11 protein-coding genes are annotated in these 12,306 nt (G+C 72.1%); 4 read left to right on the top strand and 7 right to left on the bottom strand.

Translation table 11 applies throughout. From position 1 onward, the window contains the following. The first annotated feature begins 842 nt into the window (after nt 1-842). On the top strand, nt 843-2,504 hold the full coding sequence (locus OOK38_RS09060; RefSeq protein ID WP_266765818.1) for a sulfatase-like hydrolase/transferase: 1,662 nt from the start codon (nt 843-845) through the stop codon (nt 2,502-2,504). Nucleotides 2,505-2,623: 119 nt separating this feature from the next. On the opposite strand, the gene OOK38_RS09065 is transcribed toward OOK38_RS09060, so the two are convergent. Both OOK38_RS09065 and OOK38_RS09070 read right to left on the bottom strand, forming a co-directional pair. Then, on the bottom strand, nt 2,624-4,135 hold the full coding sequence (locus OOK38_RS09065; protein ID WP_266761961.1) for a metallophosphoesterase: 1,512 nt from the start codon (nt 4,133-4,135) through the stop codon (nt 2,624-2,626). Between the two features lie 16 nt (nt 4,136-4,151). Then, on the bottom strand, nt 4,152-4,394 hold the full coding sequence (locus tag OOK38_RS09070; protein ID WP_266761959.1) for an SCO4848 family membrane protein: 243 nt from the start codon (nt 4,392-4,394) through the stop codon (nt 4,152-4,154). Between the two features lie 112 nt (nt 4,395-4,506). On the opposite strand from OOK38_RS09070, the gene OOK38_RS09075 reads away from it, so the two are divergent. Further along, on the top strand, nt 4,507-5,796 hold the full coding sequence (locus OOK38_RS09075; RefSeq protein ID WP_323178794.1) for a D-alanyl-D-alanine carboxypeptidase: 1,290 nt from the start codon (nt 4,507-4,509) through the stop codon (nt 5,794-5,796). On the opposite strand, the gene OOK38_RS09080 is transcribed toward OOK38_RS09075, so the two are convergent. From OOK38_RS09080 to OOK38_RS09095, 4 genes are all read right to left on the bottom strand, one after another. Next, on the bottom strand, nt 5,750-6,808 hold the full coding sequence (locus OOK38_RS09080; RefSeq protein WP_266761955.1) for a YihY/virulence factor BrkB family protein: 1,059 nt from the start codon (nt 6,806-6,808) through the stop codon (nt 5,750-5,752). The two genes, OOK38_RS09075 and OOK38_RS09080, sit on opposite strands and share 47 nt — an antisense overlap. After that, entirely contained in the window at nt 6,796-7,230 is a 435-nt protein-coding gene (locus OOK38_RS09085; RefSeq protein ID WP_266765817.1) for a GtrA family protein, read from the bottom strand. Before OOK38_RS09085 ends, OOK38_RS09080 begins: the two co-directional genes overlap by 13 nt. Before the next feature lie 383 nt (nt 7,231-7,613). Beyond that, the gene (locus tag OOK38_RS09090; protein ID WP_266761953.1) at nt 7,614-8,558 is read right to left on the bottom strand and encodes a decaprenyl-phosphate phosphoribosyltransferase; all 945 of its coding nucleotides are present in this window, start codon (nt 8,556-8,558) and stop codon (nt 7,614-7,616) included. After that, nucleotides 8,551-9,060, bottom strand: coding sequence for a phosphatase PAP2 family protein (locus OOK38_RS09095; RefSeq protein ID WP_266765816.1), 510 nt, complete (start codon nt 9,058-9,060; stop codon nt 8,551-8,553). The genes OOK38_RS09090 and OOK38_RS09095 overlap by 8 nt, the downstream gene beginning before the upstream one ends. A gap of 307 nt (nt 9,061-9,367) precedes the next feature. Here OOK38_RS09095 and OOK38_RS09100 point away from each other — a divergent pair, with 307 nt between their 5' ends. After that, nucleotides 9,368-10,717 carry an FAD-binding oxidoreductase gene (locus OOK38_RS09100; RefSeq protein ID WP_266761951.1) on the top strand — a complete coding sequence of 450 codons (1,350 nt, stop codon included), beginning with the start codon at nt 9,368-9,370 and terminating at the stop codon, nt 10,715-10,717. 50 nt (nt 10,718-10,767) lie between these two features. Next, a complete protein-coding gene (locus OOK38_RS09105; RefSeq protein WP_266761949.1) occupies nt 10,768-11,523 on the top strand; it encodes a decaprenylphospho-beta-D-erythro-pentofuranosid-2-ulose 2-reductase in 756 nt (251 codons plus the stop codon). A 75-nt stretch (nt 11,524-11,598) separates the two neighbouring features. Here the strand turns inward: OOK38_RS09105 and OOK38_RS09110 are convergent, their stop codons facing one another. Next, nucleotides 11,599-12,180, bottom strand: coding sequence for a 2'-5' RNA ligase family protein (locus tag OOK38_RS09110; protein WP_266761947.1), 582 nt, complete (start codon nt 12,178-12,180; stop codon nt 11,599-11,601). Nucleotides 12,181-12,306 lie beyond the last annotated feature (126 nt).

Raw genomic sequence — 12,306 nt, forward strand, 5'->3', positions numbered from 1 at the left:
TCGCACCGCTGTGACCTGCTGGAACGGACTTTGTGACCTGCTGGAACGGACTTGGGGAGAAGCTGACCGAGCCGGTTGAACACGGGCCGCCGTGGCGCCGTACACCACGATGAGGGCGGAATCGGTCTCCTCCGGTCGGACCGCCACGCCACCACCGCGCTTCGCACGGAAGGACCGCCGGGTTGTCGTTCAACACGAGCTCTCGACAGCTGCCGAACACGGACGGGGCACCACCGCGCGACGAGCAGGCGCCGGAGCCGCTCGCGGACGCCGACGCGGCCACGGCGGAGAGCGCCGCCGCCTCGGGCGAGGGGGAGGCGGCGGCCGACCCCGAGATACCCCCGTCCGGCGCCACGGCCCCGGCCACGCCGACCGACGGAACCCTCTCGCTCCCGGCCGAGGACGACCCGGCCGGAACCCCACCGGAAGCAGCCTCCACCGGCCCGAGGACGCCCTCCGGGACCGGCGCCGACACCACCTCGGCCGAGACCGGAAGCCCGGCCCGGATTCCGGCGGAAGCCGTCTCCGCCGAACCGGAAACCCTCACCGAAACCGGCACCGGCACCGGCTCCGGCACCACCCTGACCGAGGCCGAGGACCAGGCCGGGGCACCCGCCGAAGCGGCCCCGGTGGAGGCGGCCTCCACCGCGACGGACACTCCCGCCGGGGCTTCCACCGAAGCGGCCGAGGCCGAGGAGCCCGTCGAGGTCGGCGCGGGCACGGACGGTGCCTCGGGCCGGCCCGAAGGCTCCGCGGAGGATGGCACCGGCGCCCCCGACGCGGCCGCCGGGGACCGGGACGGGGACGGGGACGGGGAGGAGCCTCCGGCAGGAGCGACGCCCGTGCGCGGGCGGTGGCGCGGGTGGCGGGGCCGGCATCCCACCGCCGCCCGCATCCTCGCGTCGGCCACGACCGTCCTCGCCGCCGCGCTCGTCCTGTTCGCGCTGCTCATGCCCAGCCAGTCGGACCGGTTCCGGCCCGCCGAGTTCCTGCGTCTCCCGGTGGAGGCGATCTTCGGCGCCGCCCTGCTGATCGTCCTGCCCCGCAGGCCGCGCACGGTCGTAGCGGCGCTCTCCGGGTTCGGCCTGGGCGTCCTGACCGTCCTGAACTGCCTCGACGTCGGCTTCCACGAATACCTCGGGCGGGGCTTCAACGTCGTCCTCGACTGGTCGCTCCTCAGCGATGCGCAGGCCTACCTCCAGGACACGTTCGGCAAGGGCGGCGCGCTCGGCATCGCGGTCCTGGCGGTGGCGCTCGTGATCGCCGTACTGGCCCTCATGACGGCGTCGGTCGTCCGGCTGGGCAACCTGGTGGCCCGGAACTCCGCGACGGCGACGCGCACGACGCTCGTGCTGGCCGTCGCCTGGGTCGTCTGCGCGTCGATGGGCGTGCAGTTCACCGGGGTGCCCATCGCCGCCGAGCACACCGCGCTGGTCGTCCAGGACCGGGCGAAGCGGGTGCGCAACACGCTGCGGGACGAGGCGGAGTTCGGCAGGATCGCGAAGAAGGACACCTTCGCGAACACGCCGCCCAGCCAGTTGCTCACCGATCTGCGCGGCAAGGACATGATGATCACGTTCATCGAGAGCTACGGCCGCAGCGCCATCGAGGACCCGGTCATGGCACCGGGCGTCGACGCGACGCTCACCTCGGAGAACGACAAGCTGACCCGGGCCGGCTTCGCGGCGAGGAGCGGCTGGCTCACCTCGGCGACGTACGGCGGCAGCAGCTGGCTCGGCCACTCGACGTTCCTGTCGGGCCTGTGGGTCAGCAACCAGCAGCGCTATCGCACCGTGACCGCGGGCGATCATCTGACCCTGCCCGGCGCTTTCAAGAAGACGGGCGACTGGGACACCGTGGGCATCATGCCGGGCATCCAGAAGGCCTGGCCCGAGCAGAAGTTCTACGGCATCGACAAGCTCTACGACTCCCGCGATCTCGGTTACCAGGGACCGAAGTTCAGCTGGTCGACCATGCCCGACCAGTACGCCCTGGCCGCGTTCGAGCGCCTGGAGCACGGCAGGAAGCACGACAAGCCGCTGATGTCGACGATCATCCTGACCTCCAGCCACCAGCCCTGGGCGCCGATCCCCGAGACGGTCCCCCAGGACCAGGTCGGTGACGGCTCGGTCTACGACGCCATCGAGAAGGCGGGCAAGAGGCCCGGGGACATCATCACCAGCTCGCAGAAGTCGAAGGAGGAGTACGGCAAGTCGATCCAGTACTCGGTGACCAGCCTCATCGACTACCTGGTGCGCTACGGCGGCAAGGACACCGTGCTGATCTTCCTCGGCGACCACCAGCCGATGGCCCGGGTCAGCGGCGACCACGCCAGCCGTGACGTGCCCGTCTCGATCGTCGCCAAGGACCCGAAGGTGCTGGACAGGATCGCCGACTGGGGCTGGACGGACGGCCTCCGGCCCGAGCACGACGCCCCGGTGTGGAAGATGAGCGCGTTCCGCGACCGCTTCCTGACGGCGTACGGGTCCACACCCCACCCGTAGGACACCACCGGCTCGCCCGCGGGCGGCGGTCACGGCGCGAGCCGTCGTCGCCGCCCGCGGTCCCGCACTCCCTCGAACCGCCCCGGGCGATGACCGCCGACCCGTTTCGCGGAGGGCTCTCAGGCCTCTCGCGAGGCCAGCTCCACGACCGTGATGTCCGAGGGCGCGCCGACCCGGGTCGGCGGCCCCCAGGCCCCCGCACCCCGGGAGACGTACAACTGCGTGTCGCCGTAGCGCTCCAGACCCGCGACCGTCGGGTTGGCGGCGGCCGCGATGAGGTTCCCCGGCCAGAGCTGCCCGCCATGGGTGTGTCCGGACAACTGGAGGTCGACTCCATGGCGTACCGCATCATGAATCTGCACCGGCTGATGTGCGAGCAGCACACAGGCCCGCGTGGTGTCCCGGTCCCCGAGCGCCTTGCCGAAGTCGGGCCCCTGCCCCTCGCTCTCGCCCTGTACGTCGTTCACGCCGGCGAGGTCGAATCCGGCCAGCTCGGTCCGCGCGTTCTCCAGGGGGTGGATCCCCAGCTCCCGCACCTCCCGGACCCACTGCTCGGCTCCGGAGAAGTACTCGTGGTTCCCGGTGACGAAGTAGGCCCCGTGCCGGGCCCGCAGCCCGGCGAGAGGGGCGGCCGCCGGTCCGAGATCCTTCACGCTGCCGTCGACGAGGTCACCGACTACGGCGATCAGATCGGGCTGTGTGGAGTTGATGGTGTCGACGACCTTCTGAGCGAACCCGCGCCCGAGCACCGGCCCCAGATGGATGTCGCTCACGACGGCGATCCGGAAGCCGTGGGCGGACCGGGGCAGTTTGGCGAGCGGCACGGTGACCCGCTTCACCGACGGCCCGCGCAGTACGCCGTACGTCCCGTATCCCACGGTCCCCACCGCTACGGCCGCGGCGGCACCACCCACGACACGGGAGACGAACAGGCGACGCGACGGCAGGCGGACCGCCTCCGTCGGCTCGGTCACCTCGGTCGGCTCGGTGGGACCGGTCGGCTCGGTGGGACCGGTCGGCTCGATGGGACCGGTCGGTTCCGCCGGCCCCTCCGGGCCCACATGCCCGATGGGTCCTGGCTCTACCGCGGATTCCGGCCGTTCCGCCGATTCCGGCTGTCCCGGCTGTTCCGCCGGCCGCGTCGAAGACGACCTGCCGGAGGGTCCGGTCGTCGCGGTCCGTGCCCCGGCCCCGCCGTCGCCGCTCATCGTCGCCGCCGCGCCGGACCGGGCACGTACGCTCTCGCGCGGACCCGCCTCCCCGACCGCGGCGGGGGACGCCGCCCCGTCGGTCTCCTGGCGTCCGCCCGCCCGGCGTTCCACGAGCCTGCGCAGAACCGGCCGTACGAACTCACCCGCCAGCAGCGCCAGCACGAGGTAGAGCAGCACCGCCATCCACAGGAACCCGGGCCAGGCCAGCGTCCGCTGAAGCCAGAAGGGAGCCCCCGCGCGCTCGCTCGCGACGGCGCCGAACATCAGCAGCGGCCCGGCGGCGAAGACCACCGCCCCCACCCGGCGGAGCGCCCCGGGACCGGCCGTGGTGTCTCGCACCAGCCGTCTCCAGGCATACCAGTGCGACCCACCGAGCACGGCCAGGACGGCCACACCCACCAGCACGAACACGATGACCATGACGCCGTATCCCCCGTTATGACGTCTGGCGCAATGCGCGTACGCCGCGCAACCCGATGACCCCGACGACCGTCCCCAAGACAAAGGAAACGACGGCGAGCGTCAGATGAACCCAGAAGTACGCCGTCGGATCGCCCGCGTCGTCGAACGCGAGCCCACTGCCGTCCTTGTACAGGTTCTTTACGAAAGTGACCCAAATGACCCAACTCCACACCCCGAAGGCGAGCAGGAACCAGGACACGGGGCGGCTGAGCTTCATGCGTTCAGTATCGCCGTCGCCGACGGGGATCCGGCGCCGGGGTGGAGAGGGCGAGGAGGCTTCCCCGAGAGGTGATGGGACTTACCGTCGCGAGCCCTGTACTTTCTCGACCGTGCCTGCCTCGAAAAAGACCGCCAAGCGATCCTTGTTGGTCACTTCCGCCACGTTGTTGACCCTCTCGCTCACAGCGCCCGCGTTCGCCGACACCGCCGACGAAACGAGCCCGGCGAAGAGCCCCACGGCCTCGCCGTCGGCCACTCCCCCGGCGAACATGTCGACCGTCGGCGGTGAGCAGCTCGGCCGGCCCGGGAACCAGGTGAACCTCGGCAGCGGCGTCCCCGTCCTGCCCAAGGACATCACCGCCCGCTCCTGGATCGTCGCCGACGCGGAGTCGGGCGACGTCCTGGCCGCTCACAACGCGCACTGGCGGCTGCCCCCGGCGAGCACCCTGAAGATGCTCTTCGCCGACACGGTGCTGCCCAAGTTCCCGAAGACCACCCCGCACAAGGTGGCCTCCTCCGACCTGGCGGGCATCGGCTCGGGCTCCAGCATGGTGGGCATAAAGGAGAACGAGACGTACACCGTCCACGACCTGTGGCTCGGTGTCTTCCTGCGCTCCGGCAACGACGCCGTGCACGTGCTGTCCGCGATGAACGGCGGCGTCGACGAGACGGTCAAGGACATGCAGGCGCACGCCGAGGATCTCCAGGCCCTCGACACGAACGTGGTGAGCCCGGACGGCTACGACGCCGGGCGTCAGGTGTCGTCGGCGTACGACCTGACGCTGTTCGCCCGTTCGGGGCTCCAGAAGAAGGACTTCCGGGAGTACTGCTCGACGGTGCGGGCGAAGTTCCCCGGCGCGACGGCCAAGAACAAGAAGGGCAAGACCACCCGGGGGTCCTTCGAGATCCAGAACACCAACCGGCTGCTGACCGGCGACAGCGACGTCACCACGTACCAGGGCATCGCCGGCGTGAAGAACGGCAACACCACCAACGCGGGCGCCACCTTCACGGGTGTCGCCGAGCGCGACGGCAAGGTGCTGCTCGTCACGGTGATGAACCCGGAGAAGGACGAGCACAACGAGGTCTACAAGGAAGCCGCGCGGCTCCTCGACTGGGGGTTCAAGGCTTCGGGCACTGTCCAGCCGGTGGGCGAACTGGTCCCGCCCAAGGGCGTCGACACCACCGCTCAGCCAGGTGCGAAGGCCTCGGACGGCACGAGCCCGGAGCGCGCCTCCACGAAGCCGGTGGCGGCCGCCACCGCCACGAAGAAGGGCGGTTCGAGCGGGATCGGCGTCGCGCTCGGCCTCACGGGCGGCTTCCTCGTCCTGCTCGCGGCAGGCGTCTTCCTGGTCAACCGCCGCTGGCCGCTGCCGGACCTGATGCGCCGCCGCCGCTGATACCCCGGGGCTCCGGAGCCTTCGCGTTCTTCGGGGCCCCCGAGACCCTCCGGCCCTCCGGGCCGGACGGTTCGCCCCGGTCCGCCGCTTCGTCCGGGTCCGCCGCTGCCCGCGTGGTCTCCGTCCGCTCCCCCGCGTCTGCCTCCTCCTCGGTGCGCGCCGACTCCTCGCTCCCCGTGGCCGTCCAGGCGGCGCAGTACAGGAGCAGCTTCGACGTGAAGTTGATCCACAGGAGCAGCGCGATCGGCACCCCGAAGGCGCCGTACATGCTCTTCGACGCCACGCCCCGCATATAGCCGCTCAGCAGCAGCTTGAGCAGTTCGAACCCGGCTGCGCCGATCAGTGCCGCGACGATCAGCCGACGGCGCGGCGGCTGCACACCGGGGAGCAGGGTCAGGACGTACAGCAGGACCAGGAAGTCGGCGAGCACGGCCACCGCGAAGGCGATGGCCTGCAGCAGCACGCTCCCCCAGCCGTTCTCGTCGATGCCGAGGTGCCGTGCCGACCAGCCCACCGCGGTGGACGCGAGGGTCGAGACGACGATGGTGAGGAGCACGGCGCCGCCCAGCCCGACGAGTACGCCCCCGTCCTTGAGCTTGCGCAGGAGGGGGTTCTCCTCGCTGTCGGGCAGCTCCCAGACCACGCGCAGACACTCCCGCATCGAGCCCACCCAGCTGATGCCGGTGACCAGCAGCAGGGCGCCGGCGACGAGCCCGATCGTGCCGGCGTTCTGGACGAGGCCGTTGATGTCGAGCTGGTCGGAGATGCCCGGCACCTGCTCGGCGAGCTTGTCCTGGAGGTCCTTCTGCTGCTGCGTGCTCAGCGTGGCGGCACCGATCGCCGCGGCCACGGTCAGCAGCGGGAACAGCGCCACGAAGCTGATGAAGGTCATCGCCGCGGCGAGCCGCGTCCACTTCACCCGGTCCAGCCGCTCGTACGACCGCCACGCGTGCGTGGCCATCAGGCGCACGACCAGGGGCCCCACGCCGGGAATCTTTTTCAGCCAGTCCATGATCCGACTCTGCCCTCGCCTCGGAAAACCAATGACCGGGTACCCCAAAAGCGCAGGACAGTGGCGAGCGCCATGCCGATTCCCGCGCCCGAGACGGTGTCCGCGCGCTGCGAGGTGAACCCGAGTCCGTGGTGACTGACCGCGAGGCACAGCAGCTGTACGAGGGCGCCCGCGATGTTCACCGCGAAGAAGATCACGTACTGGCGCGGGCCGCGGGCCGCCGCGTGCCGGTAGGTGCCGAGCGCGTTTCCGGCGTACGCCACCGAGCAACCCGCCAGGAAGGACAGCGCCTTGGCGGTCAGCGGGTCCAGACCCACCGGGCCGCGCAGCCAGACGAAGAGGCCGAGGTCGGCGGCGTAGGCGAGGACTCCGACCGAGGCGAACCCGAGGAGTTCGCGCAGGAACGGCTTCCGGGGGCCGATCGCCCCGGGAGCCACCACCGAACCCCTGACGGCGGTCCCCGGATCCACCGACTCCCTGGTCGCGGTCCCGGGATCCACCGACTCCCTGACGGCGGTCCCCGGATCCACCGACTCCCTGGCCGCGGTCCCCGGATCCACCGACTCCCAGGCCGCGGTCCCCGGATCCACCGACTCCATGTCGACGGCCCCTGGATCCACGGGCTCCCTGTCGACGGCCGCCGGGGCGATCGTCTCCGAGACGGCGGTCGAGGGGCCGGCCGGCTCCGAGGCGGCGCCACCTGGGGCGATCGGCTCCGCGACGGCGGTACGCGGGGCGGACGGCACCGCGACGGCCGCACCTCCGGCGACAGGGAGGCCGGAGCCGGGCCGGTCCTCGGTGACGCTCACCAGTTCGCCACCGCGAGCCCGTACATCGCCAGCCACACCAGTCCGATGAGGGCGAGCGCGCGGTCCCGCAGGACCACGTCCTCCGGCTCGCCCGCCGTGCCCCGGTCCGCGAAGACGGCGTAGCGCAGGACGGCCAGGATGAAGGCGACCATCGACAGCTGACGCCACGGCAGCACTCCGGCGCTCGGTACTCCGCCCTCCTCCAGGGCCCACAGGCAGTAGCCGAGGACGGAGACCCCGGCGGCCAGCTGCCAGACGAAGCGCAGGTAGCCCGTCGTGTACTCGGTGAGCAACGCGCGGGTGGCACCCGCCTTCCCCGCCATCTGCACGGCTTCGGAGTACCGCTTCGCCGAGACCATGAAGAGCGCCCCGAAGCCGGTGGTGATCAGGAACCAGCGCGAGAGCGGGATACCGAGGGCCAGCCCGCCGATCATCGCCCGCATCAGGAACCCGGTCGTGACGACGACGAGGTCCACCACGAGCACATGCTTCAGGCTGACGCAGTAGGCCAGCTGCATGCCGATGTACGCGGTCAGCAGCGCGCAGACGGCCGGTGAGCAGAACCAGGCGGCGACGGCGGGAGCGAGGACCGCGAGGGTGCCCCCGACGGCGTACGCGACCGGGACGGGGACCTGGCCCGCGGCGACCGGGCGGTGCCGCTTCACCGGGTGGGCCCGGTCGGCGACGGCGTCCCGGGCGTCGTTGATCAGGTACACCGCGGCGGCGCAGGCCGTGAACAAGGCGAAGACGAGCGCCAGTTGGCCGAGCGCGTGCCGGGAGAAGAGCTGGCCCGCGGCGGCCGGGGCGGCCACGACGAGCACGTTCTTCACCCACTGCCGGGGGCGTGCGGTCCTGACGAGGCCCCGGACGAGGCCGGTCAGGCTCCTCGGCGGCGGGGCGGCGGCCGGGATGCGCTCCAGGAGCGCCGTGCGCTCAGCCATGGCCGGCCCCGATCCAACGAGCGCCCAGTCCGGCCGCCGCGGCGCCCAGGGCCGCGCCGGCGGCGACATCCGTGGGGTAGTGGACCCCGACGACGAGCCGCGAGACGCACATCGCGGCGGCGAGCGGCGGAACGGCGTACGCGCCGAGCGTGCCGTAGGCGACCGCCGCGGCGGCCGCGGAGGTGGCGTGCGAGCTGGGGAAGGAGTGCCGCCCGGCCGTGCGCACCAGGGGCGTGACGTGCGCGGGACGCGGGCGGCGCACGATCCGTTTCACGCCCATGCTCGCGAGGTGCGCGGTGGCGGTGAGCGCCGTCGCACGCAACCACGCGCCGCGCCGCTCCCGGTCGACGGCCGCCCCCGCGAGCCCCGCGGCGAGCCAGAGAGCTCCGTGCTCCCCGCTCCAGGACAGGGCGCGCGCGACGGCCGCGACGCGTGGGTCCCCGCCGTACGCGTGGAACGCGGACAGCAGCCGACGGTCCACGTCGTCGAGCCGGCGGTCCATGCCGTCGGGCTGCCGGTCCATGTCGTCGTGATCGTCATGGTCGTCGAGCCGGCGGTCCATGTCGCCATGGTGGTCACGTTCGTCTGGCCGTCGGTCCATGTCACCGCGGTGGCCATGGTCGTCAAGCCGCCGATCCACGTCGTCACGGTCGTCAAGGTCGTCCATGTGGTCCCACTCTTCTAGGGAGCGGTCACAGAACTACGGCAATCTAGGACGACATCCCATTAATCACCCATTTCGGTGAGGACCCGTGAGGGCCGGTTAGATTGCCCCGTTGTGCACCCTTACCGGCGCTACGGTCACGGTCATGCCTGCCGACACCGTCTCCGTCACGGGTTGGGGCCGCACCGCCCCGACCGCCGCCCGTCTGGTCCGCCCGCGCACCTACGAGGAGGCGGCGGCCGCCGTCCGGGAGTGCGGGGCACGGGGAGGGATCGCCCGCGGGCTCGGGCGGGCGTACGGCGACGCAGCGCAGAACGCGGGCGGGGCGGTGCTCGACATGACGGGCCTGGACCGGATCCACGCCATCGACGTGGGCGGCGGCACGGTCCTGTGCGACGCGGGGGTGTCCCTGCACCGGCTCATGCAAGTCCTGCTCCCCCTCGGCTGGTTCGTGCCCGTGACACCGGGGACCCGCTATGTGACCGTGGGCGGCGCGATCGGCGCGGACATCCACGGCAAGAACCACCACGTGTCGGGCTCCTTCGCCCGGCACGTCCTCTCCTTCGAACTGCTGACCGCGGACGGCGAGATCCGGACGGTCGGGAGCGGCACCCCCCTCTTCGACGCCACGGCGGGGGGCATGGGCCTGACCGGTGTGATCCTCACGGCGACCGTCCGCCTCCAGCCGGTGGAGACCGCCCTGATGTCCGTCGACACCGAACGCGCGGTGGACCTGGACGACCTGATGGCCCGCCTCACCGCCACCGACCACCGCTACCGCTACTCGGTCGCCTGGATCGATCTCCTCGCGCGCGGGGCGCGGACGGGACGCTCGGTCCTGACCCGCGGCGATCACGCGCCGCTGGACTCGCTGCCCCCACGCGCGCGCAGACACCCGCTGGCGTTCCGCACCTCGCAACTGCCGGCCGCCCCCGCCTTCGTACCGGAAGGGCTCCTCGGACGGACGACGGTGGGCCTCTTCAACGAGCTCTGGTACCGGAAGGCGCCCCGCGCGCGGACCGGTGAGCTCCAGCGGATCCCGGCCTTCTTCCACCCCCTCGACGGGGTTCCCCACTGGAACCGTGTCTACGGGCGCGGCGGCTTCGTCCAGTACCAGTTCGTCGTCGGACACGGGCGGGAGGAGACCCTGCGCCGGATCGTGCGGCGCATCTCCGAACGCCGCTGCCCCTCCTTCCTCGCCGTCCTGAAGCGCTTCGGGGAGGGCGATCCGGGCTGGCTGTCCTTCCCCGTGCCCGGCTGGACCCTCGCCCTGGACATCCCGGCGAACCTGCCCGGCCTCGGCGCCTTCCTCGACGAGCTGGACGAGGAGGTGGCGGACGCCGGAGGGCGCGTGTACCTCGCCAAGGACGCGCGGCTGCGGCCCGAACTGCTGGCCGCGATGTATCCGCGGCTCGGCGCGTTCCGGGCCCTGCGGCAGGAGTTGGACCCACGAGGAGTCTTCACCTCCGACCTGTCCCGCCGCCTGGGCCTGTAGCCCGGCGCTCCCGGCCGCCCGTCTTCGTTCCCTCGTCTCAAGGAGCTGTCATGAAGGACGCTTTCGGTATCCCCCAGTCCCTGCTGATCCTCGGCGGCACGTCAGAGATCGCGCTGGCCACCGCGCGCCGGCTCATCACCCGGCGCACCCGCACGGTGTGGCTCGCCGGACGGCCGACGCCCGCCCTGGAGGAGGCCGCCGAGCAGCTGCGCCGGCTCGGCGCGGACGCCCGTACCGTCGCCTTCGACGCCCTCGATCCCGAGTCCCACGAGGCCGTGCTCGGCAAGGTCTTCACCGAGGGCGACATCGACATGGTGCTGATGGCCTTCGGGGTGCTCGGCGACCAAGCGGTGGACGAGAAGGAGCCGGTCGCGGCGGTGCGGGTCGCGCAGACCAACTACACGGGCGCGGTGTCGTCCGGTCTGGTGTGCGCGCGGGCGCTGCAGACGCAGGGGCACGGCTCCCTGGTGGTGCTGTCCTCGGTCGCGGGCGAACGCGCCCGCCGCTCGAACTTCATCTACGGGTCCAGCAAGGCCGGTCTGGACGCCTTCGCGCAGGGTCTGGGCGACGCCCTGTACGGCACGGGCGTGCACGTCATGGTCGTACGCCCCGGGTTCGTCACTACGCGGATGACGGCCCATCTGGCGGAGGTGCCGCTGTCGACCACTCCGGAGGCGGTGGCCGCGGCGATCGAGCTGGGGCTGAGGCGGCGTTCCGAGACGGTGTGGGTGCCGGGGGCGCTCCGGATGGTCATGTCGGCGCTGCGGCACGCGCCGCGAGCGGTGTTCCGGCGGCTGCCGATCTGAGTCCCGCGGCCGGTCGCGAGCACGGAGGCGGGGCCGGGGTGCACGGGCCCGGTCCGGGCCGTACGGCCGGTCGTCCTAGAGGGCCGGGAGTGTGGTGTCCCGCTCGGGGGCGCATGCCTGCGGGGGTACGACGGCGCCGCCGAAGACGAACTCGCGGAGCTTGCGCCACACGCCGTCGGCGCCCTGCTCGTAGAGGGCGAATCCGGTGCAGGGCCACTGGGCCTCGTATCCGGAGAGCGCCTCGAAGGCGCGGTCCATCGCCTCGTCCTCGATGCCGTGGGCCACGGTGACGTGCGGGTGGTACGGGAACTGCAGCTCCCGGGCGACGGGCCCCGAGGCGTCCCGGACCTGCTTCTGCAGCCAGGTGCACGCCTCCGCGCCGTCGGCCACCCGTACGTACACGACGGGCGACAGGGGGCGGAAGGTGCCCGTGCCGGACAGCCGCATCGGGAAGGGGCGCCCGGCGGCCGCGACCTCGACGAGGTGCGCCTCGATCGCGGGCAGCGCCGTGGCGTCCACCTCGGTCGGCGGCAGCAGGGTGACGTGCGTGGGGATGCCGGAAGCCGCGGGGTCGCCGAAGCCCGCGCGCCGCTCCTGGAGCAGGCTGCCGTGAGGCTCCGGGACCGCGATCGACACGCCGATCGTTACGGTCCCCACGTCGTCTCCTGTCGTTGTTCGATGTCCGGGCTGTGCGGTGGTGCTGCGCGGGCAGGGGCGGTTGTTCGGCCTGCCCGGCTATCGACTGTACGGCGGTATCGCCCGCAATCGGCGGCCGTACGGGTG

This window comes from Streptomyces sp. NBC_00568 (genome assembly GCF_026341855.1).
Classification (GTDB): Bacteria; Actinomycetota; Actinomycetes; order Streptomycetales; family Streptomycetaceae; genus Streptomyces.